Below are 21,133 nucleotides of genomic sequence, written 5' to 3'. Positions count from 1 at the left end.
ATCCAGGACACCGACTTCTATCGGGATTACCTCCAGGTCGAGTACGTGAAGGACAACACCGGCGTTTACATCCTCGAGGGCGTCTCCGGCGACCCCATATCCGACGGGATGACCGTCGGGATCTCCGACGGCGACGGGGCTGACAGCCAGTACTGGCCGAGCGAGATCGCTCCAGTCACCGCTTACGCCACCGAGGTCTTCAACTACAGAAACGGCGGGTGTGCTGCGGCGAGGGTGGATACCGGAACCTACAAAGTGGTCTACTTCGCCTTCGGGTTTGAGGCTATAAACAGCTCTTCAGATCGCGACGAGATCATGAGGCGGGTCCTCTCGGAGCTGACCAGGCCCGACGATGCCACAGCCAGCATATCCAGGGCCGGTGGTCTTGAGGCCGACGGTTCTGAAAGCCCGGAAGGCCCCGTCTGGATAGGTGGCGCAAAAGGACCCGCCAAAGGCGCGGAGTTCGAGTTCGATCTGACCATCGAGGATATAGACCTGAACTTCGAGGGTATGAATTTTGAGTTCCGGGACATGGGGTCCGGGTTTGGGGGGGTGTGAAGTGATATGGGGGAATGGTGGATGATATGGAAACTCTTCTCGGCTCTGATCTTGACGGCAGCGACGGCAGTGGCGATGGCTCAGGCGGTCGCCGTCACCGTCGGGCCCGAAGGCTGTGACTACTCCAGCATCCAGAGGGCCGTCGAAGAGGCGAGCCCGGGCGATATCATCAGGGTTGAGAGCGGGACATTTGAAGGGAATGTGGTGGTAGACAAGAGCGTCGTACTCCGGGGTGTGGACAGCGGGTCCGGAAAGCCCGTCGTCGACGGCAAAGGGGTGGGAAGCGCCATAACCCTCTCCGCAGATGGGATCACTTTGGAGGGGTTCGTCGTAAAAAACGGAGGTTTTGGGAAGGCGGGGATCGAGGTGAAGTCCGACAAAAACAGCATCAGGAACAACCTGGTCACCGAGAACAGGTGGTATGGCATATCCCTCTCCGAATCCGACGATAACGTCGTATCCGGGAACCTGGTCAGCAAAAACAAGTACGGTATCTGGATCCCGGCCGGCTCCGACGGAAACAGTTTGACCCAGAACGAGTTTTCGAAGAACGCCAACGAGAACGCTGTTGACGCGGGCACAAACCAGTGGGAGAAGAACGCCTACGACGACCTCGGAGAGGGCGAGACCGAGTACAGGATCTCTGGAGGAGCCAACGTCGACGAGAGCCCCAAAGCCGTTGAGCCCGGACCGAACGACGCAAAGGTCGAGACGGAGACCTCGACGATAACGGTGAAGATCACCATACCAACACCCATAATCCGTTCTTAGAGGGTGACTACTCCCCCGACTTAAGTCGGGGGCATCTGGGCTTTCGCCACAGACTGTAGCCCCAGTCTGAGAATGTTGATGGCTGCATTGTGATCCCTGTCCAGAGCCCGAACATATTTGGGATGTATTTGAAGGATTTACAAGTTCAACATGTTTGCCGGCCCATTCTGCCTTGTAAGACGTGGTATAAAAATAAAGTGTGGCGGGGTGAAATTAATAGTTACGAGCTGTATCGCGCCTTTGAAAAGGCGGGGATTAGCCCTACATCCTCCTAAAAATCCTATCCGAGATCCTATCCACCTCAAAGCATCTCACCCGGATCAGAGGTAAGCCTCGGTGACATACCTTCTCATCATCCTGTGGCTGTTGAAGTAGTAGGCGAGCATGCCTATCGAGTTGTTCATAATCTTCACCCAATCGTCCTTCCGGTGGTAGAAGGTGGGGACGATTATGTACTCGAGCTTGCTGTAGAGGTCGTCTAAGTCCCTCTGCCCCCCCTCCTCGAAGGAGAGCTGCTCGCCGGGCTCGGGGCCTATCGACCAGCCGGTGACCCCCTCGATCCAGCCCTCGATCCACCAGCCGTCGAGGACGCTGAAGTTTATGACGCCGTTGTGGGCCGCCTTCATCCCGCTGGTCCCCGAGGCCTCCCGGGGCCGAAGAGGCGTGTTCAGCCAGACGTCGACCCCCGCGACCATCTTCGCCGCCAGGGCCATATCGTAGTTCTCGAGGTAGGCCACCTCGATCTCGCCCTTCAGAGCCTCTGCATAACCGAAGATCTCCTCTATCAGCCTCTTTCCCTGGAGGTCCTCCGGATGGGCCTTTCCCGCCATGACGATCTGGATCTCGCCCCTCGAGTTGATCCTCCTGAGCCGATCGAGATCGGAGAAGAGCAGCGTCGGCCTCTTGTACTCAGTCGATCGTCGCCCAAACCCCAGGGTCAGAACCTCGGGGTCCATCTCGGTCCCCGTCGACCGGTTGACGAGATCGATCAGCGCCCTCTTGGTGCGAGCGTGAGCCTCCACCATCAGATCGTCGGGGATGATGTCGACCCTCACCAGAAGCTCCGGTTCGTTCGCCCAGCCTGGAAGGTAGCGGTCGTATAGCTCCCTGAACTCCGGACAGGTCCACCTGTAGGAGTAGACGCCGTTCGTCACCGAATGGATCTGGTAGCCCGGAAACATGGCGCTGGAGGTTTCCTGATGCTTTTTTGCGACGCCGTTAACGTACATGGAGAGGTTGAGGGCCAAAAGGGTCATGTTCAGTCTCTCCTGGCCTCCAAATTTCTTCAGCATCTCGATTTTCTCGCCGTCCTCGATCAGCTCACCGACGAGGTCGTAGGAGAACTTGTCGTGCCCCGCCTCCGCCGGGGTGTGGGTGGTGAATACGCACCTTTTTTGGACCTTCTCCGCGTCTCTTCCACACCGCTCCAACAGCTCCAGGGCCAGGAGGCTTGAGTGGCCCTCGTTCAAGTGGTACTTTCTGATATGAAACCCAAGTGCATCCAGGATCTTCAGACCGCCGGTCCCGAGGACGATCTCCTGCTTCAGCCGATACCTCTGGTCCCCTCCGTAGAGGTGATCGGTGATCCCTCTATCCTCCGGCGCGTTCTCTGCGAGGTCGGTGTCGAGGAAGAGGACTGGAATCGAGCCGCCGGTGGGGCTCTCAAGGATGTACTGCCAGGCAGCGATGCTGACCTCTCTGTCTCCGATCCCGACCTTCGCCCTTTCAGGCAGCCGCTCCATCAGATCCGATGGGTCCCACTCCGCCGGGTGCTCGATCTGCCTCCCGGCGGGGTCGAGCTCCTGCCGGAAGCTCCCCTTCCTGCTGATCAGGGTGACGGCGACGAGGGGCAGCCCGAGATCGGCGCTCGACCGAACGGTATCTCCAGCGAGGGTGCCAAGCCCCCCTGCATAGGTGGGGATCTCCTCCACCATGCCGATCTCCATTGAGAAATAGGCTATCGTCTCTCCCCTCACGGCTCCCTTCGAATTTTCTCCTGCTTCATCCAAACTGATCCACCTCCGCCTTCGATCGACAACAGGGGGCGGCGCACCATTCGAGGTTTCGCCCTCCCGCTTTCCCCTCAACTCCTCTCATTCTTTGTCCTTCTAAGTACTTAATTCGACCCCTCCAGCAGAGAGGCGAAAAGGGAGAGGATTAGGGTTGCATCGAAGGCGAAACTCGAAAGACGGTGGGACTGCAAAAAATTTTCTTAAAATACATCTCGAAATCTTACAGCTTTTACTTCGTGGACGGTGCCCCGGCCACAAACAACATTAATTTAGTAAATTTTATTGATTTATTAATGAACTATATCTTGCGATAATTTAGAAATCACCTTATTATCGCGAAAACTTTAGAGATATGGAGATAAAGTAAAACGGCATTTTGTTCCCAAAAGCTGAATATCACTCGATTTCTAGATGGTGCCCAGAAAACCTTAAATCAGTCGAGATTCACTTTATATCCGGTGCGAATAGAGCAGGCCGTCGCAGATCGCCTCCATCTTGCGAGGGAATTTTCTGGCTGTCGTCTCGACTGCAGTCACGGCTTTGAGGTGATTAAATCTCACATATTGAACTTCTACGATGAGGTTCGGGTCCACGATAAAGAGAGCCTCTCGACCCTGAAGCCGGAAGACCTCTATGCCCTCTACCGGGATCTAGACGAGGTAGCCCACCTTGAGGTTGGAGACCGTCTGGCGGGTTTGATCCTGGAGGACGTAGAGATCAAGAGGGCTCTTCACACCATACGGTCCTGTTATTCGGCCTTCTTCGACTATCATGAGATCCATCTTGCAAGAGATCTCCTCAACTCCCAAAGCCCGTGGTCGGCGCTCAAGTCCTTCCCCCTATACCCGAGGTACAGAGCCCTGATCAAAAATCAGGTGAAGGCCGCGAACCTCTCTTTGGGGGATACCCTCGCCTTCCTCGGATGCGGTCCTCTTCCCATAACCTCCATCCTCCTGGGGCGCATCTACGGTATCGGATCTGTGGGACTGGATAGCGATCCCCGAGCGATCGAGATAGCAAGAGAATGCGTAAAGCACCTCCATCTGGAGGATAGGGTCTCGATCGTCGAGGGGGACGAATCCGGCCTCGAGGGCATCGAGTGGGACGTGGTCCTGGTGGCGGCCCTCGCCGAGCCGAAGAAGAGGATATTCCAGGAGATCCGCTCCGTCTTGAGGAAGAGGGGGCCGAGGAAGGTCTGCTACCGGACGTACTCGGGGATGAGAGCCGTCCTCTACAGGCCGGTACAGCCGGGGGACGTGGAGGGCTTCAGGAAGGTGAGGGAGATAGCCCCCAGGGGAAAGGTCAACAACACGATTGTAGTTTTGGAGCTAAAAGAAGATGGCCGGGATATCTGAAGAGGCAGCCCGTTCAGTCCTGATGGAGGTTTACGCCTCGATCATGGATATGAGCGACGACGAGATCTTCAGCTCGAGGTCCGAAAACCTCGAAGAGGCGTTCCGACGCCTTGACGTCCTGGCAGCCGAGGAGGTCGAGGAGAGGGTGGTGGAGAGGCTCATCGGGGATCCTCGTCTCAGAGAGGCGAGAGAGGTGATATCGAGGTTGAGAAGCGTCTACAGCCTGAGGCTGGAGGTGGAAGCGGCGAGATCCATCCTCGACGACCCCGACCCCTGGAACGCTCTGAGGAGTTTCAAATTCTATCCGAACTACCTGATCATCGCTGAGGCTGAGATGAGGGGTGCGAGCCTCGAATCCGGGGATATCGTCGCCTTCATCGGGAGCGGTCCCCTTCCTCTCAGCCTGATCCTCCTCTGCAGCGAGTACGATCTGACCGGCGTCGGTGTAGAGAGGGTGGCACGGTGGGCAGAGCTATCCCGAGACGTACTCGACCGGCTTGGCCTTTCTTCGCGGATCGAGATTCTGGTGGGAGACCACTTTTCCTTTACCCTGGACAGAGATTGCGACCTGGTGATGGTTGCCGCCATGGCGGAGCCGAAGGGGGAGATCTTCCGCCATCTGGAAAGTGCAATCAATCCGGGGACGAGGGTCTCATACCGGATCTACGAGAGGGGGCTCAGGCGGCTTCTGGACTCCGATCCTGCTTTCGATCCGCCTCCAGAGCTTCGGGAAGATCTGCGGATCAGGCCCGAGCCTCCCGTGAACAACACCTCGGTATTTCTAATAGAGTCCCGCTGACGGAGAAGAAAAGGAGAAGGGGAAGACGGGGTGAAGAGGAAGACACCTTTTGGAGCTCACCTACCCGAAAAGCTCAGGCATTTACGTATCCGGGCGTCGGCCCTCCAGTCATCCCGGGCGAGGACCAGGACAGGTCGGAGTACTTGTAGTACCAGGTCCGGGTCGAGGGCCTGAAGACTCCGATGTCGTCGGAGAGGCCGTCCCGGTCGAAGTCTCCGGATATGGGAACGTCGCCGCTGAGGGCCCAGGGGCGAAGCCTCCTATCGGTGTTTCCGTTCGCATCATAATCGAAGTACCAGGTCCGATCGGAGGCTCTGAAGACGCCCAGATCGCCGACCTCGGTGTCGCCGTTGAAGTCACCGGCTATCGGGAGGTCGCCCCTGATCGCCCAGGGCCCAGAGGTCAGATCGGTGCTGCCGTCGTAGTCGTAGTCGAAGTACCAGATGCGGTTAGAGGGTCTGAAGACGCCGAGATCGTCCCTATGGCCATCTCCGTCAAAGTCGCCGGCAATCGGGAGGTCGCCACGAAGCCCCCAGGTTATGCCCGGGAAGGGGGCCGCCCAGGCCATGGCGCCGGTCTCGGTATAGGTGAAGGTTCCGAAGTACCACCTCCGAGAGGGCATGAATATGCCGACGTCATTGAGGTAGCCGTCCCGATTGAAGTCGCCGACGACGAAGAGGTCGCCCTCGTCGCCAGGTCCCATCCTGGTGCTGGCGTCGGTATCGCCGTCGGCGTCCAAGTCGAAGGTCCAGCTATTCGGACCCGGGCGAAAGACAGCGACGTCATCTACGAATCCGTCCCGGTCGAAGTCGCCGGCCACCGGCACGTCCCCCCGCTCTCCCCAGGGCCCCTCTACCCTGTCCGACTGGCCCAGGGCCGGACCAAAAAGGATCAGTATCGCCGCAAAAAACAGCCCCATCCAGAGAGTTTGTCCGAATACGAGATCTTTCGGCATCTTCTCAAACCACCAAAGAAGCTTTTTCCTCAAACGCACTTCAGCCTATGAAGGCCACCATTGGGCAGCCATTAATGATATATGTTGCTCTGGGTGGGTTTGTATTATTTAGTATCATGCAGATACTAAATCGGAGTTAGTATTATATACGCGGAAGACCAGATCGTATCCAGATGCGGAAGAATTTCAGGGTCCAGCTTGAGGAGGCCGAGAGCCTCGCAGACGTCTTCGAGGTGGTGAAGGCCGCCGTCCTGAAGAGCACTGGAAGGAGCCGTGGTGGGCTGATGCTCGGCATGGCCGACCTCGGAAACCACCCTCGAGGATTTCTTGGCGGATTTTTTTCCGTCGGCTCGAATGTCATAGTGATGAACAGGATCCCGCTCCAGAGGATCAGGGAGACGAGGCCCGAGCTTTACAAGCCCTACGCCTTCTTCGTTCTCCTTCACGAGTACATCCACACCCTCGGATACCTCGACGAGGAGCTGGTCGCGACGAAGACCCTCCAGATCAGCCGGGAGCAGCTCGGCGGCGACCATCCCGCCACCAGAATAGCAGCCGAAATCGGCGGCTATTTAAAAGATCTCGTCTACCCGGAGGCGGCGTGGAAGCCCGACGACGGCGGGATCGAGATAGTGAAGGGGTTTGACAGATCCAGTGTCCACTATATCAACTGAGAGGACCGTTTTCGAGGAGGTCCTCAATATGCCTGAGGGCGATCTTCCCCACGAGTTCCAAGGACTTCAGGGGGTTCCACCCCCGAACTCCGCCGTAGGCTGTGGGGTGGCCCTCTTCATAAGCTATGCCCGACTCCTCGTACACCTCCTCCGCCACGCCTCCGGCGAGGAGGGCGAGGCCACCCATCAAGACCACTTTAAAAATCCGTTCAAAGAGAGACATATACCAATAAAAATACCCCTCTCCAGATTTAACCATGATGGAATCACCCTTATAATTCCCCCCTCCCCTCCCGTCCAGAAACCCCAACACCGCTGATAATGTCTCGTTCGGCTGGCTGATCCAGAAGAGATGGCGCCCCCCTCGATTGAGCGGAACTTTGCGCCGTGGACGACGTCGGCGAGGGATCCGGCCGTTCTCTGGCGGGATCGGGATCTTTCTCCCCCCAAAACTCCGTCCCCGATGCGCCGTTGAGCTCGTCGTCGGCCGGAACCGGGCCCTACGGGCTCGATCTCGTATGCGCCATCCAGGACTCAAAGATCGGCGGAGACGATCTCGAGCTCGAGATCTTCACCCGCGGCGTCGGGGGAAGAGAAGGTTTTAGACCTTGTGCATCAGCATCGGATCTCCCGACGAGGTGGTGGAGGCGAAGCCGTCCATCATTATGACCTCAAAGCTGGCCTCGTCCTTGATTATGCTGTACTCTTCAGCGCTCAGAACCGCGTGGACCTCACCGGAATCATCATCAACTGTGGTTGTATCTCCCAGCAGAGCCGGCAAGGCCAAAAAGGTGTTCAGCGCCAAAAGGAAGATATGGAGACGGCCCGAAGACTACAGCGATCTTCTCATGATCACCGCACCCTCGCCATCGGGGTAATAGCTCTGGCAGGTCGTCACGATCTCAAAGCCCAGGTCGAGGTAGAGCCTCTGAGCCCTCCTGTTCCCAGCCCTGGCCTCCAGGATCACGAAGATCACCCCGAGCCTCCGAAAGATCTCCAGAAGATCCGTCATCAGCCTTCGGCCGACGCCCTGTCCCCGGTGTCCCGATCTCACAGCCAGCCAGAAGATCCTGCCCTCAAGAGGCGACTGTCTGAACCCCATGACCATCCCGACGATCCTCCCGTCGACCTTCGCCACCAGAAAGGTGGTGGGATAGTTCTCGAAGAAGAAGGTGAGAAGGTAGGGGTCGTGGCCTCCCCCGGCCTCGACGTCCAGCTCCGCCGCCTCGGAAAAATCGCGAGGCTCAAACCTTCTGACCTTAATCTCCCCTTTCGGGCTCCCCCCGGCGTTCATCACGTTCATCTCGGGCAGATCGGCAATCGGCCTCAAGATAAAAATAACTTTTCTATGGGGAAGTTTTTATCCCATCCGGTTCTCTTGAGGTCGGGAACCATCAGCTGCAGCATGGTATGCGTCGAAAAGGCGGATGCGACCGCCGACGCGACCGGTGTCGAAGCGATGGACGATCGTCGAAGCGATAGGCGGTATTTCTGGGAAGGCGGTATATGATGAACCGAGAGGCTGGTTTCGTGCTCCTGACGCTGATGGTCTTCCTTCTCGCCCAGGTTCCGGTCTCTCATGGCCTGATAGCTGACGGGTTCAACGGCACCACCTACATCCTCTCAAAGTCGGAGGCCGAGGTGATAGTCCCCGCTAACGGCAGCAGCTTCAACCTGACATTCCCCTTCAAATCAGAGATCAGGCTCTTCGATTCGCAAGGGTCAGAAGTTCCCGTCGAGACGGAGGTGAGCTTCTGGCGGGGCTCTTATCAGTACAAAGTCATCTCCGAGGAGGAGGAGGTGGATGGGCAGATCAACTATACCCGCCCCATCTCAGAGCAGAGGTTCGTGACCTTTGCCGAGGAGGGGATCCCTGTCCGGGTCGTTCTTCCTGCAGGGTACGCCACCGGCGATTCCCTCCTGGGGAAGGCGAGGCCCAAACCCGACGAGGTCGAGATCGTGGACGACAGGACCGTCCTCATCTGGACGAGTCCGGCGAAGAGGACGTTGATCGACGTCAGCTTCTATCGGGAGGGCGCTCCACGGGCCTTTCAGCTCTTTCTTCTGCTTTTGGCCTTCTTGGCAGGGGTTTTGGCCCTCGAGCACCTGATGAGCATAAGAAGGCTCAGGTCGGTCAGGCAAGAGGCTGACGAGGACTCTGAGCAAGAAGGGCGGATCTGAGTAGGATAGGGGTCAGATCGCGTGGTCAGTCAGGTCTAAGTACCAGACGCCTTCATCTCCGGCCACTATGGAGCCGAAAGAGATCGCAAAGGGAATCTACGTCGTCGGGGGGCCGGAGATCTCTCACCCTGCAGACTGCTGCGTCTACCTGGTCGACGCACACAGTGAGCAGGTCTTGATCGACGCCGGGGCGGGCCCCGGCGCCGGGCCGATATTGAGAAACGTCCATGCCCTCGGTTTCGATCCGGCCGATATACGCCACCTCGTCGCGACGCACGGCCACATCGACCACGTCGGGGGGATATCCAAGATTAAAGAGATTACCGGCTGCAGGGTGATAGGCCACCAGGCAGACCGGGACGCCATCGAGCTCGGCGATCGGAGGCTGACCGCCGCCGACCTCTACGGCATCGAGTACTGGCCTGTGAAGATCGACCTGATCCTGGAAGGGGATGGCGAGGATCATCGACTCGGAGATCTGGATTTCCACTTCGTCGCAGTCCCCGGCCACACCCCCGGGAGCATCGCAGTCTGTCTCGACCTCGAAGAGGGGAGGGTCCTCTTCGGCCAGGACGTTCACGGCCCCTTCAGCGACGGCTGGGGATCTGACATAGACGAGTGGAGAAGGTCGATGGAGAAGCTCCTGGACCTGGAGGCCGACCTACTCTGCGAGGGGCACGCCGGAGTCTTTCGGGGCGGCGACGTGCGAGATTACATCGAGTCTCAGCTGAGAAGGTATCGGCAGATTTAGACGCGAAATTCCCTGGCCGGAGGTTCGACCTCGGATAGAAGGGCGGCCTCGCCGGGTTAGAGTTCGGCCCTGAAGGTCGCCACATCTCCCTCCTGGGCGGAGATATCGACGTCCAAAAACCGGGTGGCAGTCCAGATGTTCGTCGAGGCGTGCCTCGATATCTGGGGAGCGGAATAGGAGCCGCCGGCCAGGGCCAGGTAGGGGACGAGCTGGTCTGCCAGGTACCGGTCCACCGCGGCCCTCGATCTAAGCTCCGCCACCATCTCCTCTGCTGCAGAGGCCCCCACCTTCTCAGCCCGAAGGCCGCGCTCCCCCAGCGCGCTCGCCCCCTTTCGGCCCGACCAGAGGGTGATCCCGCTCCCGGTGGAGGGGAAGGTTCCTGTCTCGCAGCTGATCTCGGCATCGAAGCCCTCCCGCCCCAGGACCCGGGTGGCGGCCTCCGACTGCCTCTCTGCTACATGCTGGGGGAGGTTTGAAGAGTGAGATACGCCCTCCACCTCTCCGGGTCCGGAGGCCAAAAGATCGGCCCTCCTGAGCCTCCCAGGAGCCACCTCCAGGGTCGCGACCCCTCCGCCCCGGGGGTAGTAGCCGCGCCGCTCGCACGACAGCCTGGATTGAACCCCAAACTCGGCGAAGGCGGGAAGGGCGACCTGGGAGAGATAATCGATCGTCGGCGACCATTTGACGTCCGTTCCGCCCCGGACGGTCAGGGTCGTCGGAGAGTCGGCGAAGATCAGGGCCGGAAGGAGGCACTGCATCAGAAGGGTGATGCTCCCGGCAGTCCCGATATCGATCTCGCGCTCGCCGCCCTGGATCTCGCCCGGCCGGAAGATCACCTCCGCTGACCCCGGCTTCGCACCCTCGATCTCGGCGTTTGCGACCTGTGCCAGGGCCGATATCGCCGTAACGTGCTGAGGAGAGAGGCCAGGATTCTTCCTGCCCTTCCTTATACTGGTGATCCGCACAGGATAGCTGGTGACCGCGGAGAGGGCCACCGCGGTCCTGACGATCTGGCCTCCGCCCTCGCCGAAAGACCCGTCGATCTCTATCATCCGACCGCTGCTTTGAACTCCTCTTCGAACTCTTCGCAGATCCCGACTATCCTGACGGCGACCTCGTTCAGGAGGAGCACGGGGTCGACGTCCCTCGTCTTGAGCCTGAAGATGGGGCTTGTCATCATCGGGAACTTGGCGTCGTAGGTGGCGAGGAGGACTCGGTCGTCCTCGAGCAGCTCCGACCTGAGCAGGTTCAGGAGGGTGTGGCTCTCCCCTTCGAACTCCAGGTGGAGCTCGTCGTCGGTCTTCTTGAGGATCTTCACGTTCATCTGATCATCCCCGTTCCGTAATCGGTGCTGAGCTTGCGGGACTCGACCTGCCCGCATTCGGGACAGACGAGCCGCTTTCCCTCCAGCTTCAGGGGCGTCGCGCACCTTGTGCAGTAGGCTTTGACCACCCCCAGGTCATCGTCGACTATGGAGAGGCCAATGGTCGGAGTATCGTCGATTATCTTGGCCTTGACTATGTCCCGGAGGCCGAGAGCCTGGCGCATCTCCTTGACGTAAGAGTCCTTGATCCTGGATATGTGGATCAAGGCCTCGGTGTTGTGGATGGGCCTCGACTCGCGCCCCCTCTTGAAGGCGAGCCGGAGGATGGCGAGGCTCTCTTTGAGGTCGGTGATCTGGCCGACGACGATATCCCCCTTCTCGAGCTTCACGGGGGCGTTGGCCCTGGGGAGGACTTTGGCGGACCTCTCCTTGGAATCGATCTCTTTCACCCCCGCAGTCGTGGCGCGGACGTGCTCTCCTTTGACGTAGGTGCCTTCGCCGGGCATGAACTCCTCTGCAGCGCCGACGATATCACCAGGAATTACAAAATTGCATTGCATCTTATGGTTCACCCGCAAAATATCCGATATAGTTCGACCTCTATGACCTTGACGTCTCTACTGTGGAACTTGAAGGACCTCTTCAGGGGAAAGGCGATCTTCTGTACCTCTTCGACCTTACAGGGTTCTACGAACCGTCTAATGAACCCTTCGCTGCCAGCGTTGTGGATCGAGTAGACGACCTCGCCCATCTCCGTCGCCTTTCTGAGAAAGGCCCGGTCGCCCGAGCTTCCTTTTTGGGCACCGAAGGGCGGGTTCATGATCACCGAGGAGACGTTCTTGAGGGCTATCGACGCCACCTCCCCCCTCACCAGCTCGATATCGACGCCGAGAAGGCGGGCGTTCTCTTTTGCAGTTTTGAGGGCCGAGCCGTCCAGCTCGACCCCCACCACGGACCTCGCCCCGAGGAGGGCGGCCCCTATGGCCAGGATCCCCGTTCCGCAGCCAAGATCGCAGACCGTCCCCTCAAGATCCCCCCGCAGGAGGGCCGAATAGAGGAGCTCCGAGGCGATCGGAGCTGGGGTCGCGTACTGTTCAAGCCGAGGGTCTGGAGCAGAAAAACCCTCCAGCTGTTCCAGGATCATGTCGAGCTTTCTTTTCTTCATAGCCGTGGAGATGAGGGACGTTCGAGCGGGAACCTTCGATAGGGCGTCGGGCCCGAAAAGGGGATGTCGATATCGGACAGTTCCTTGGGCTTGGACCTATATGAAGTAGTGGGTCAGGTCGATGAGGATGTAGAGGAGGACCAGGGCCGCAAAAAGCCTCAAAGATCTCAGGACAAGAAACTCCAGGAGGGCCTTATGGGACTGTCTCTGCAACCTGGCCGTCTTGAACTCTCCCCTTCCAGGGGCGAGGTCCGATATGAGATCAGAGGCGAATCGAGAGAAGGACCTCAGAATTGTGGCAGTATAGGGCCTTGTGACCGCCACGCCGTCGCAGGCCGGAGCCTTCGAGATCTCGTCCCTGGATGGGCTCGATTCACAGATCAAGAGAGGCGGGACTTCGCCGGTCTCGACCCCCTGATCGGCTCCGCCGGGGTGCCCGGGCTCCTGGGACCCGGCCCGGTCCTCTGGAAGCTCTATCAACTCTTTGGCTCTGACCCGTTCCCGGGCCGACGGCCCTTCCCGCGAGGAGAGGATCTCGTCGATGGAACGGATCATCGGAGGTCTGGCTTTGGCCTCCCCGGCCCGAGCCCCTTCAGGGGGTCTGGGCTCCTTCGAGCCGGTTGGGAGAAACTCCCTCTCCGACGCTTTCGGCTTGGGCATGCCGAGCGGCTCCTCCTCGATCAGGTTCATCGACTCGTTCCAGGTCCTGACAAGCTCCAGATCCGCGGCCTCCGCCAGGGCCGCCCTCGTCAGGACCCGGCCCATGAGGAGGAGGGCCCTCTGGCAGGTCTCCAGAGGAAGGCCGTTCTCCGGCCCCGCGCGGTTTGAGATCTCACCGAGCCTCTTGACCATGAGATGCGCCTCCCTGATCTGGAATGGGCTTATCATCCCCAGGTCTGGAGCCACCAGCTCGAAGGCGCTTTCGGCCCTTTTGAGATATGCTATAGTCTCTGAGAGGTCTTCTGGAGGTTCGCCCTTCAGCATCGAGGTGATGAACCTGCCCAGGGTCTTGAAGGCGGGAAGGAGCTGTCCGCAGGCCTCCTGGCAGCCCCGGCTGGCCGAGCTGAGGAGCAGGATCGCCTGGGAGAAGTGCTCGGTGGCGTCGGCGACGACGTCGAAGAGCTTCCAGGGCTCATCTCTGGCCAGGGCGAGCCGCCAGGTCTCCTTCATCCCCATCATGCTCCGCCGCAGGGCCTCGGCGCAGGGCCTCTCCGAGTCGTCCTCGGCCTGCGAGAGGGCGGAATTGAGGGCACTGACCCCCTCTTCGGCCAGCCTGATCGCCCTCTCCGGATCGCCCTCCATCTCCAGCATCACGAAGGCGGAGGCGAAGCTCGCGACCCCCGCCTCTATCTCCAGATCCGGCAGGCCCACCCCCGGCGTCCTGGCCAGCTCTAGGCGGCAGTCCGAGGCTCCCGCATAGTTGGCGGAAGCCTGGGCGAAGATCTCGCTTGCGCCCCCATCTCCTCTCTCATCGGCGATCTGGTGGAGGGCCTGCTGGTGGAGGTCTCGACCCCGGATCGACCGGACGGCAGAAAGCCAAGAGACGGCGTTGGCGCGGACCGGCTGCATGCTCTTTCTGATCAGACCCAGGCTCGCTTCGAGATGGTCGGCGGCCGGGTCGTACTCGCCCTGATCCAGGTAGAGACGCCCCATGTTCGAGAGGACGACACCGGCGTTGTGGTGCTGGCCGATACCCTCGAAGATCTCCATGCTCTTGCGGTAGTAGCCGATGGCGACGTCGACCATATCCATCTCGGCGTGGACCCGTCCCATCCTGTTGAGAAGCCAGGCTACCTGTCTCTGGTCGCCGAGCCCCTCAAAGTCCGCGAGGCTTCTCTCGTACTGCTGGAGGGCGAGGTCGAAGTCGCCCCTCTCGGCGCAGATCCGGCCGAGGCTTCCGGTCATCTGGGCCACACCGAACTCGTCATCGAGGCTTTTGAAGATCTCGAGGCTTTTGTTACAGTTTTCGAGGGCGGCATCATAGTCCAGGCTGCTCCGGTAGGCCGAGGCCATGTTGCCGAGGACGTGAGCGAGGCTGCCGATGTCGCCGAGGGTGGAGAACCCCTCACCCGCCCGCTCGTAGTAGTGAAGAGCCCGGCCTAGGTAGCCCTGTCGGGCGTGGACCTGGCCGAGGTTGTTGAGGAGGACATACCCCAGGTGCTGGTCGGAGGTGTGAGAGAGGGCCTTGTTGTAGCATCGAGCGGCGACCCCCAGATGGCCCGCCAATCTGCAGATGTCGCCGAGCCGCTTGATATCGTAAACGTCGGAGAGGCAGTTCAAAAGCCTCAGGCAGATCTTCTCGTCGACCTGTCCGTCCTCGAAGCTCTCCAGGAGGGCGCCCACCAGACTCGCACAATCGCCGCTGATCGATCTTGGGTCGATGGCGCGGGAAAATCCGCCCCTCATGTAGGACTCGAATATCTCCTGGAGGACGACGAGCTGATCCATCGGATATGAATCGACTTTTATCTTTAAGTAGTTTCTGAGAGAATAATATGTTCAGGATATATTGGGCAGGTCCGTTTGAGGCGGATTCGATAAGGCTGCTCTCCCACAAATTCCAGTTTGCCGCCGGGAGGCGCTCTGCCGGTCTCGGAGAGATCCCTGCCAAAAAGGAGGATAAGCGCCATTTATTTAATCTCGGAAATCTTTGAGCAGGTTGTAGCGGGACCGCTCTCGAGAGTTTGCACCTGCACGAGCTGGGTCGAAAAAACCTCAGCCAGTCCGTCGGTCCGCCGTTCGTCATGACCAGATCTTTCAGAAAAATTTTAAGTTTGTTCCGCAGATGGGAGGATGAAGAGATGATTGAAGAGAACGTTCCTTACAAGAACGGAGAGGCGAAAGGGTACGTCATACCCCTGGGGCCCGCAAACCTCGTCCTGGTGGTGGCGAAGAGGGGTATGATCGGATGCGGTGCCTTCGACGTTCAGGGGCTGGAGAAGTTCGATTACCCGGCAGCGAGGGTGAAGCCGACGCGAGGAAGCTCCATCGCCAGCCTCGAGGACCTCCTCTCCGGCGAGGTGAAGGACGCAAACGCCCCGGCAGCCGAGCTCGGGCTTGCGGCCGGCATGAGCGGAAGAGAGGCCCTGGACCTCCTCTGATGACGAGGCTGGGAGAGATGGAGATCGGCTCCGCGATCACCCTTGAAGCCGTCATGAGGGCGGCAAAGCTGATCGAGGGCAGCGTCATTCGAACCCCTCTAGTCCGCTCGCCCACCTTCTCGCGGATGGCGGGGGCTGAGGTCTACCTGAAGCTCGAGGATCTCCAGAAGGGCGGCTCCTTCAAGGTGAGGGGCGCCACCTACAAGGTCTTGAGCCGACGGGAGGAGATCGGCCCCGCGGGGGTCGTCGCCGCCTCCGCCGGAAACCACGCTCAAGGGGTGGCCCTGGCCGCCAAGGCCGCGGGCCTTCCCGCGACGATAGTGATGCCGGTCTGGGCCTCGATGGCAAAGCAGGAGGCGACCAGGGGCTACGGGGCCGAGGTGATCCTGGCCGGGGAGAGCCTGAGGGAGAGCATATCGTTCGCCCAAAAGATGGCCGAGGACGGGAGGACCTTCATCCATCCCTACGACGACTTGGATATAATAACCGGCCAGGGGACGATCGGCCTTGAGATCCTGGAGGATCTCGCCGAGCCGGACCTGGTCGTCGTCCCCGTCGGCGGAGGCGGCCTCATCGGCGGAATAGCATCGGCGATCAAGGCCAAGAGGCCGGAGACGAGGATCGTGGGGGTCCAGGCCGCGGCCTGCCCCTCGGCCCTGGAAGCCCTCCGGGCCAAAGAGAGGGTGGTGGTCGAGGCGGAGAGGTCGATCGCCGACGGGATCTCCGTCAAAGAGATCGGCGAGGCGAACTTCCCCCTGATCAGGGAGCTGGTCGACGAGGTCGTCCTGGTGGAGGAGGAGGAGATCTCCACGGCGATCCTGGCCCTCCTGGAGAGGAAGAAGGTTCTCGCGGAGGGGGCCGGAGCCGTCCCTCTGGCGGCCCTCCTCGCCTCGAAGATCAAGATAGCGAAGGGGAATGAGGTCGTCCTGGTGATCAGCGGAGGAAACCTCGACCCGCCCCTCCTGGAGAGGGTGATAAGGCAGGGGCTTCTTAAGAACGGCAGAATAATGCGCTTTTCGGCCTGCATCGAGGACGCCCCCGGCTCCCTGGCCCGACTTCTGAGCCTGGTGGCGGAGGGAGGCGGAAACGTCCTGGCCATCCACCACGCCCGGGGAGAAAGAGGCCACTCCCTATTCAGATCGAGGGTGAACCTGGAGGTGGAGACCCGGGGCCCCGATCAGATCGAGGAGATGAAAGCGGCTCTGTTGGCCGCCGGATACGAGATAACGGTCAGGAGCTGAACCCGACGTTTTTCGTTTTCAGACCATCAGTCCGAGGCTATAGCCTCGACGGGATCAAGCCTCGAGGCCCTGATCGCCGGGTACAACCCTGCGAGAAAGTTCAGGGCCAGGGCGAAGAGTACGGAATAGGCTACGAACTCTGGTCGCAGGGAGAAGGTGAGGGGGACGCCGCCGAAGCCCGAGGGGCCGTAGGTCGAGATCAGCCTTCCCGCCAGAAGGCCTACGATCGACCCTAGGACGCCGCCGGGGAGGGCGAGGAGGAGGTTCTCCAGGATGAAGATCTTGAGGATCGCTCCCCTCTCGGCACCCATCGCCATCAGTATCCCGATCTCTTGAGTCCTCCGGCTGATGATCATGATGGTGGTGTTGGCTATGACGAAGCCGGAGATGGCCAGGATCATGGAGTAGAAGATCAGGTTTATCCGCGACTGGGTGCCGACGAACCTCGCGATCTCCCGGCTGAAATCCTGCCAGGAGCTGGTCTCGCGGTGGAGGCTTCTTTTGAGGTCGGCGGCGGCCGCGGGGGCCTCCTCGAAGTCGGAGAGTCGCACCCCGATCTCGGAGACGACGTCTCCCTCTCCCACCAGCTCCTGGGCGGTCTTCAGGGGGATGTAGACGAGGCTGGAGTCCTTGACCGTCCCCTTCTCCACCAGCCCCGCCACCTTGAGCCTCGCCCTCCGGTCCTTCATCACCAGGTCGAAGCTCTCCTGCGGCCCGATCTCCAGGTTCTCGGCGAGCTTCGTCCCCAGGAATGCCGAACTTCGCCCGTACTTCAGATCCGAGAACTCTCCGACCAGAGTCGAGGCCTGGACGTTCATGAGGAGGTTTTCGGGGCCGGGTTCGACGCCGATGAACTCGACCCCCTCGACGTTGTCCCTGTGCCTCGCTGCCCCCTGGCCGACGAGCCTGGGGGAGACGGCGACGACCCCGGGATAGTCCCAGATCCGCTCCGATATTGTCCTGTATAGGTGGAGGTACTCCTCGCCCTCTTTCGGCTCGATGTAGAGGTGAGGGTTCTTCTCGATGGTGCTCGCCACGATCTCGGTCCTCACGCCCGAGGTGAGGCCGAGGGACATTATGATCACCCCGACCGCCACCCCCACCGAGAGGAGGGTGAAGGCCGTCCCCCTCCTGTTGGAGAGGATGTGCCTCGTCGCCACCGCCGTCTCAAACCCGAGGGAGATGCACCGGCAGGCGAACCGCTCCTCGAGTAAGGTCGGCCGCCAACGCCCGCGCTTCCTCCTCCCCAGCTGTTCGCCCTTGAGGGCATCAACGGGGTCGAGGCCCGAGGCCCGGTAGGCGGGATAAGCTCCGGCCAGGAGGCTGAGGCCGAGGGCCAGGAGGAGGTAGGTGGGAAAGTTCCATGGATCGATCACCAGGGGGATGGAGCTCACCTCCCTCCCTCCGGCGGTTATCTCGAACCTGAAGCTTCCCAGGGCGAGGATGCCCAAAAGGCCCAGGATGCATCCGAAGAGGCCTCCGATCAGCCCCAAAATCCCGCTCTCGTAGATGAATATCTTGAGGAGGTTTGACCGGTCGGCTCCCAGGGCTGTGAGCATCCCGATCTCCCGGGTCTTCTCCAGGACCAGCATGTTCATGATGGCTGCGATCCCGAAGGCGGCGATGATCATAACAAAGAAGATGGAGAGGGATCTCCAGAAGCCGCCGACGTCGATCGACCTCACGATCTCAGGGTTGTTCTCCTGCCAGCTCGTAGCTTCATAGCCGAGGCCGTCGATGACCGAGGCGACCCTCTCGGCATCCTGGATCTGGAAGAGCCGCAGCTCGACGGAGCTTATGACGTTCCCCTCGTCGAGGAAGTCTCGTGCCGTCCTGAGGGAGACGTAGGCGAAGCTCTCGTCCAGGGGCGTTCCGGTATCGAAGGTCCCCACCAGCTCCAGGTCCATCGTTTTAGCCCTTGGGAAGCTCACCTCCATCCGGTCGCTGACCTTAAGGCCGAGGTCGCCCGCGAGCTTTTCGCCCATAACGAGGTTTTTTCCATCCAGGATGTCGAAGAACTCGCCTTCGACCATCGAGTCGCCGATCTTGTAGATGGCGTCCTCGTCGGCGGGGTCGACGCCCCGGAGGAGGGCGTTTCTGTTCTTCTCCTCAAAGGAGATCGTGGCCGAGGTGGAGAGAGCCGCCGAGCTGGACCTGACCCCCTCGATGGCGGCGACCCTCTCCAGGAGACCCCGATAGAGGTGGATGTACTTCTCGCCTTGGGCGGGCGAGATCCGGACGTGGGGCAGCTTCTCCTCCACGATATCGGTCAGAAGCTCCTGGGAGCCGTTCCCAAGAGAGGTGAAGATCAGGGATATGGAGACGGCCAGGGCGACGGCGGTCACCGAGAGGATGGTCTGGCGCCTGCGGGATAATACGTGCTTCAGCGCCACGAAGAGCTCGAAGCCGGAGCTGGAGGCGAGAGGGGACAAAGCAGACCGTAATTTGGCCTTGAGGCTTTATAGACGTTCTCTTCGAAGCCAGATATGGGCCAGATATTTCGGCAAATGAAGATTTTTGTGAGGGTATCGGGACCAAAACTTATAAAACCGCCGAAAAAGTCCCCATTTATCAGATCAAAATGGATATTAAATCTCAGATATCATCCCCAAATGCGACGGAGATCCGAAGAAAGGGACGAAGGAGACGAATGGGACAAAGTATACGACGAGGAGGGCGATAGAGGATGTATCAGGTTCTGGTGGTGGGGTTGAAGGGCGTGGACTCAGGAAAGACCACCTTCTCCCGGGCCCTTCTATCGCACCTGAGGGGCGAGGGTCTCAGGGTCTGCGGCTTCAAGCCGATGGCGGGAAACAACATCTGGTACGACTACGAGGTCGTCAGCAGGGCCCTCTCCGAAGGGAGGCTCTACGGGAGGGATGTGGGCCTGCTGAAGGAGGAGTCCACGGGGGACATCCCCGAGGAGCTGATAAATCCGGTTCACAGGCTCTGGTCTGAGCCCTCTCTGATCGACCCCGCCACCGGGGTCCCCTCCTTCATCGTCGACAGGATCACCTTCTGGCCTCAAGGCAAAAGCGAAGATGGAGATGAAGAAGGAATAATAGGCGATGAAGAAGACGATGAAGTCGGAGGTGGAGGGAGAGACGAAGATAGCGGCTTGAACCTCCTGGTCGAGAACGCCAACGTACACCTCAACGGCGAGAAGAGGCTCTTGAGAAAACTCCGCCCCAAGGCGGCGGACGTCCGCCGGGTGGAGGACGCCGAGGGCTTGAACGGCCTGGTGGAGGCCCACTATGGCCGGGCGATCGGATCGGCCCGCCGGAGGATCGCATCGGAACACGACGCCCTCGTGATCGAGGGGTACAGCGACGCCGCCCTCCCCGCCGACGTATCCGACCTGGACCTGGTGGTCGGCATCGAGCCCTGGCGTATCTCCGTCTACGACCCCGAGAGGTACCTCGACGCCGTCCGGCTAATGACCCCCTCCTACTCGAAGGAGGTCTCTACGAGCAGGGTGGTGGAGCTGTTGAGCCCAAAAAGGGTGGTCGAGTACCGGCCCTCCAGGCCCGAGGAGCGGCTGGACCGGCTGAGAGAGATGATGCCCGAGGTCCTGGGGGAGGACTGAGCCGGGCCGGGGACGGAGCCGAACGATCGGCGGGTGAGAGGGTCCCCGGCCGTCTTCGTCCTGTGAAAAGAGGGATGGAAGGAAGGATGGGGCCTCATTTAACCTGCCCCGGATCCGTCGTCGTCTCGATAGTTCAGATCTAGTAGTTCTCGGCGAGGAGTTCGAAGTAGGCCCTCTCGTGGGCGCAGGCCGGACATTCCTCGGGAGCCTCGGAGCCCTCGTGGATGTAGCCGCAGTTTCTGCATCTCCACTGGACGGTTCCCGGCCGCTTGAAGACCGTCCCCTCCTGGATGTTCTTCGCCAGGGCGAGGAACCTCTTCTCGTGGCCCATCTCGGCCGCGGCGATATTCCTCATCGTATCGGCGATCTCGGGGAAGCTCTCAAGGTCGGCCTTGGCCGCAAACTCGGGGTACATGGAGGTGTGCTCGTGGTTCTCCCCGGCCGCCGCCGCTCGGAGGTTGTCTTCGGTCTTTCCGATGACCCCGGCGGGAAATGCTCCGACAATCTCGACCTCGCCTCCTTCCAGGAACTTAAAGAGCCTTTTTGCGTGCTCCTTCTCGTTCTCGGCGGTCTCGGCGAAGATGGCGGAGATCTGCTCGTACCCTTCCTTCTTGGCCTGGGAGGCGAAGAAGTTGTACCGGTTTCGCGCCTGGGATTCTC

The 21,133-nt window shown here is 60.2% G+C and carries 23 protein-coding genes and 1 pseudogene; 11 read left to right on the top strand and 13 right to left on the bottom strand.

What is annotated here, in order from left to right:
* Both ACP5EL_RS03620 and ACP5EL_RS03615 read left to right on the top strand, forming a co-directional pair.
* On the top strand, positions 1-558 hold a 558-nt coding region (locus tag ACP5EL_RS03620), incomplete at its 5' end, for a hypothetical protein (RefSeq protein WP_428401096.1).
* Positions 559-579: 21 nt separating this feature from the next.
* Positions 580-1,329 (top strand): right-handed parallel beta-helix repeat-containing protein, encoded by a 750-nt coding sequence (locus ACP5EL_RS03615; protein WP_428401094.1) that lies wholly within the window; start codon positions 580-582, stop codon positions 1,327-1,329.
* Positions 1,330-1,349: 20 nt separating this feature from the next.
* Here the strand turns inward: ACP5EL_RS03615 and ACP5EL_RS03610 are convergent.
* Positions 1,350-1,512: pseudogene (locus ACP5EL_RS03610) on the bottom strand (zinc ribbon domain-containing protein); the annotation flags it as partial.
* A gap of 137 nt (positions 1,513-1,649) precedes the next feature.
* Positions 1,650-3,338: an alpha-glucan family phosphorylase gene (glgP, locus tag ACP5EL_RS03605; protein ID WP_428401092.1), complete on the bottom strand. Its 1,689-nt coding sequence runs from the start codon at positions 3,336-3,338 to the stop codon at positions 1,650-1,652.
* A gap of 461 nt (positions 3,339-3,799) precedes the next feature.
* Between glgP and ACP5EL_RS03600 the strand changes: the two genes are divergently transcribed.
* Positions 3,800-4,696, top strand: coding sequence for a nicotianamine synthase family protein (locus ACP5EL_RS03600; protein WP_428401090.1), 897 nt, complete (start codon positions 3,800-3,802; stop codon positions 4,694-4,696).
* Positions 4,680-5,495: a nicotianamine synthase family protein gene (locus ACP5EL_RS03595; protein WP_428401088.1), complete on the top strand. Its 816-nt coding sequence runs from the start codon at positions 4,680-4,682 to the stop codon at positions 5,493-5,495. The genes ACP5EL_RS03600 and ACP5EL_RS03595 overlap by 17 nt, the downstream gene beginning before the upstream one ends.
* 73 nt (positions 5,496-5,568) lie before the next feature.
* Here the strand turns inward: ACP5EL_RS03595 and ACP5EL_RS03590 are convergent, their stop codons facing one another.
* Positions 5,569-6,450 (bottom strand): hypothetical protein, encoded by an 882-nt coding sequence (locus ACP5EL_RS03590; protein WP_428401086.1) that lies wholly within the window; start codon positions 6,448-6,450, stop codon positions 5,569-5,571.
* Positions 6,451-6,623: 173 nt separating this feature from the next.
* Between ACP5EL_RS03590 and ACP5EL_RS03585 the strand changes: the two genes are divergently transcribed.
* Positions 6,624-7,124 carry a hypothetical protein gene (locus tag ACP5EL_RS03585; protein WP_428401085.1) on the top strand — a complete coding sequence of 167 codons (501 nt, stop codon included), beginning with the start codon at positions 6,624-6,626 and terminating at the stop codon, positions 7,122-7,124.
* Here ACP5EL_RS03585 and ACP5EL_RS03580 read toward each other — a convergent pair.
* From ACP5EL_RS03580 to ACP5EL_RS03570, 3 genes are all read right to left on the bottom strand, one after another.
* On the bottom strand, positions 7,117-7,434 hold the full coding sequence (locus ACP5EL_RS03580) for a hypothetical protein (RefSeq protein WP_428401084.1): 318 nt from the start codon (positions 7,432-7,434) through the stop codon (positions 7,117-7,119). The genes ACP5EL_RS03585 and ACP5EL_RS03580 overlap by 8 nt on opposite strands.
* A 291-nt stretch (positions 7,435-7,725) precedes the next feature.
* Complete coding sequence (locus ACP5EL_RS03575) at positions 7,726-7,911, bottom strand: hypothetical protein (RefSeq protein WP_428401083.1); 186 nt, start codon at positions 7,909-7,911, stop codon at positions 7,726-7,728.
* 45 nt (positions 7,912-7,956) lie between these two features.
* Entirely contained in the window at positions 7,957-8,454 is a 498-nt protein-coding gene (locus tag ACP5EL_RS03570; RefSeq protein ID WP_428401082.1) for a GNAT family N-acetyltransferase, read from the bottom strand.
* 200 nt (positions 8,455-8,654) lie between these two features.
* Between ACP5EL_RS03570 and ACP5EL_RS03565 the strand changes: the two genes are divergently transcribed.
* Both ACP5EL_RS03565 and ACP5EL_RS03560 read left to right on the top strand, forming a co-directional pair.
* Entirely contained in the window at positions 8,655-9,305 is a 651-nt protein-coding gene (locus tag ACP5EL_RS03565) for a DUF5803 family protein (protein WP_428401081.1), read from the top strand.
* A 67-nt stretch (positions 9,306-9,372) separates the two neighbouring features.
* Entirely contained in the window at positions 9,373-10,056 is a 684-nt protein-coding gene (locus ACP5EL_RS03560; RefSeq protein ID WP_428401080.1) for an MBL fold metallo-hydrolase, read from the top strand.
* Positions 10,057-10,112: 56 nt separating this feature from the next.
* On the opposite strand, the gene rtcA is transcribed toward ACP5EL_RS03560, so the two are convergent.
* The 5 genes from rtcA to ACP5EL_RS03535 all read right to left on the bottom strand — a co-directional run bounded on the left by rtcA (position 10,113) and on the right by ACP5EL_RS03535 (position 14,993).
* Positions 10,113-11,108: an RNA 3'-terminal phosphate cyclase gene (gene rtcA / locus ACP5EL_RS03555; RefSeq protein WP_428401079.1), complete on the bottom strand. Its 996-nt coding sequence runs from the start codon at positions 11,106-11,108 to the stop codon at positions 10,113-10,115.
* On the bottom strand, positions 11,105-11,380 hold the full coding sequence (locus tag ACP5EL_RS03550) for a DNA-directed RNA polymerase subunit L (protein WP_428401078.1): 276 nt from the start codon (positions 11,378-11,380) through the stop codon (positions 11,105-11,107). Before ACP5EL_RS03550 ends, rtcA begins: the two co-directional genes overlap by 4 nt.
* Positions 11,377-11,940 (bottom strand): exosome complex RNA-binding protein Csl4, encoded by a 564-nt coding sequence (locus tag ACP5EL_RS03545; protein WP_428401077.1) that lies wholly within the window; start codon positions 11,938-11,940, stop codon positions 11,377-11,379. Before ACP5EL_RS03545 ends, ACP5EL_RS03550 begins: the two co-directional genes overlap by 4 nt.
* 8 nt (positions 11,941-11,948) lie before the next feature.
* Entirely contained in the window at positions 11,949-12,545 is a 597-nt protein-coding gene (locus tag ACP5EL_RS03540; RefSeq protein ID WP_428401076.1) for an METTL5 family protein, read from the bottom strand.
* A gap of 96 nt (positions 12,546-12,641) precedes the next feature.
* Complete coding sequence (locus tag ACP5EL_RS03535; protein ID WP_428401074.1) at positions 12,642-14,993, bottom strand: tetratricopeptide repeat protein; 2,352 nt, start codon at positions 14,991-14,993, stop codon at positions 12,642-12,644.
* Between the two features lie 47 nt (positions 14,994-15,040).
* On the opposite strand from ACP5EL_RS03535, the gene ACP5EL_RS03530 reads away from it, so the two are divergent.
* From ACP5EL_RS03530 to ilvA, 3 genes are all read left to right on the top strand, one after another.
* Positions 15,041-15,199, top strand: a complete 159-nt coding sequence (locus ACP5EL_RS03530; protein WP_428401073.1) for a hypothetical protein — start codon at positions 15,041-15,043, stop codon at positions 15,197-15,199.
* A gap of 147 nt (positions 15,200-15,346) precedes the next feature.
* Entirely contained in the window at positions 15,347-15,646 is a 300-nt protein-coding gene (locus ACP5EL_RS03525; RefSeq protein WP_428401072.1) for a YunC family protein, read from the top strand.
* On the top strand, positions 15,646-16,887 hold the full coding sequence (gene ilvA / locus ACP5EL_RS03520) for a threonine ammonia-lyase (protein ID WP_428401071.1): 1,242 nt from the start codon (positions 15,646-15,648) through the stop codon (positions 16,885-16,887). The genes ACP5EL_RS03525 and ilvA overlap by 1 nt, the downstream gene beginning before the upstream one ends.
* Positions 16,888-16,913: 26 nt before the next feature.
* Here the strand turns inward: ilvA and ACP5EL_RS03515 are convergent, their stop codons facing one another.
* Positions 16,914-19,319: an FtsX-like permease family protein gene (locus ACP5EL_RS03515; protein WP_428401070.1), complete on the bottom strand. Its 2,406-nt coding sequence runs from the start codon at positions 19,317-19,319 to the stop codon at positions 16,914-16,916.
* A gap of 254 nt (positions 19,320-19,573) precedes the next feature.
* On the opposite strand from ACP5EL_RS03515, the gene ACP5EL_RS03510 reads away from it, so the two are divergent.
* On the top strand, positions 19,574-20,473 hold the full coding sequence (locus ACP5EL_RS03510; RefSeq protein WP_428401069.1) for a hypothetical protein: 900 nt from the start codon (positions 19,574-19,576) through the stop codon (positions 20,471-20,473).
* Between the two features lie 139 nt (positions 20,474-20,612).
* Here the strand turns inward: ACP5EL_RS03510 and rbr are convergent.
* Positions 20,613-21,133 (bottom strand): rubrerythrin (gene rbr / locus ACP5EL_RS03505; protein WP_428401068.1); only part of this gene is annotated, 521 nt, incomplete at its 5' end.

The organism is Methanocrinis sp. (genome assembly GCF_049974945.1).
GTDB lineage: Archaea > Halobacteriota > Methanosarcinia > Methanotrichales > Methanotrichaceae > Methanocrinis.
This window is presented reverse-complemented; position numbering and strand designations above follow the sequence as displayed.

What these genes read in the sequence shown, in the direction of transcription:
- ACP5EL_RS03590 (WP_428401086.1), bottom strand. Translation starts at nt 6,450, where the DNA reads ATGCCGAAAGATCTCGTATTCGGACAAACTCTCTGGATGGGGCTGTTT.
- ilvA (WP_428401071.1), top strand. Translation starts at nt 15,646, where the DNA reads ATGACGAGGCTGGGAGAGATGGAGATCGGCTCCGCGATCACCCTTGAA.
- ACP5EL_RS03510 (WP_428401069.1), top strand. Translation starts at nt 19,574, where the DNA reads ATGTATCAGGTTCTGGTGGTGGGGTTGAAGGGCGTGGACTCAGGAAAG.
- ACP5EL_RS03595 (WP_428401088.1), top strand. Translation starts at nt 4,680, where the DNA reads ATGGCCGGGATATCTGAAGAGGCAGCCCGTTCAGTCCTGATGGAGGTT.
- ACP5EL_RS03525 (WP_428401072.1), top strand. Translation starts at nt 15,347, where the DNA reads ATGATTGAAGAGAACGTTCCTTACAAGAACGGAGAGGCGAAAGGGTAC.
- ACP5EL_RS03550 (WP_428401078.1), bottom strand. Translation starts at nt 11,380, where the DNA reads ATGAACGTGAAGATCCTCAAGAAGACCGACGACGAGCTCCACCTGGAG.
- ACP5EL_RS03585 (WP_428401085.1), top strand. Translation starts at nt 6,624, where the DNA reads ATGCGGAAGAATTTCAGGGTCCAGCTTGAGGAGGCCGAGAGCCTCGCA.
- ACP5EL_RS03530 (WP_428401073.1), top strand. Translation starts at nt 15,041, where the DNA reads ATGTTCAGGATATATTGGGCAGGTCCGTTTGAGGCGGATTCGATAAGG.
- ACP5EL_RS03615 (WP_428401094.1), top strand. Translation starts at nt 580, where the DNA reads ATGATATGGAAACTCTTCTCGGCTCTGATCTTGACGGCAGCGACGGCA.
- ACP5EL_RS03535 (WP_428401074.1), bottom strand. Translation starts at nt 14,993, where the DNA reads ATGGATCAGCTCGTCGTCCTCCAGGAGATATTCGAGTCCTACATGAGG.
- ACP5EL_RS03545 (WP_428401077.1), bottom strand. Translation starts at nt 11,940, where the DNA reads ATGCAATGCAATTTTGTAATTCCTGGTGATATCGTCGGCGCTGCAGAG.
- rtcA (WP_428401079.1), bottom strand. Translation starts at nt 11,108, where the DNA reads ATGATAGAGATCGACGGGTCTTTCGGCGAGGGCGGAGGCCAGATCGTC.
- ACP5EL_RS03540 (WP_428401076.1), bottom strand. Translation starts at nt 12,545, where the DNA reads ATGAAGAAAAGAAAGCTCGACATGATCCTGGAACAGCTGGAGGGTTTT.
- ACP5EL_RS03560 (WP_428401080.1), top strand. Translation starts at nt 9,373, where the DNA reads ATGGAGCCGAAAGAGATCGCAAAGGGAATCTACGTCGTCGGGGGGCCG.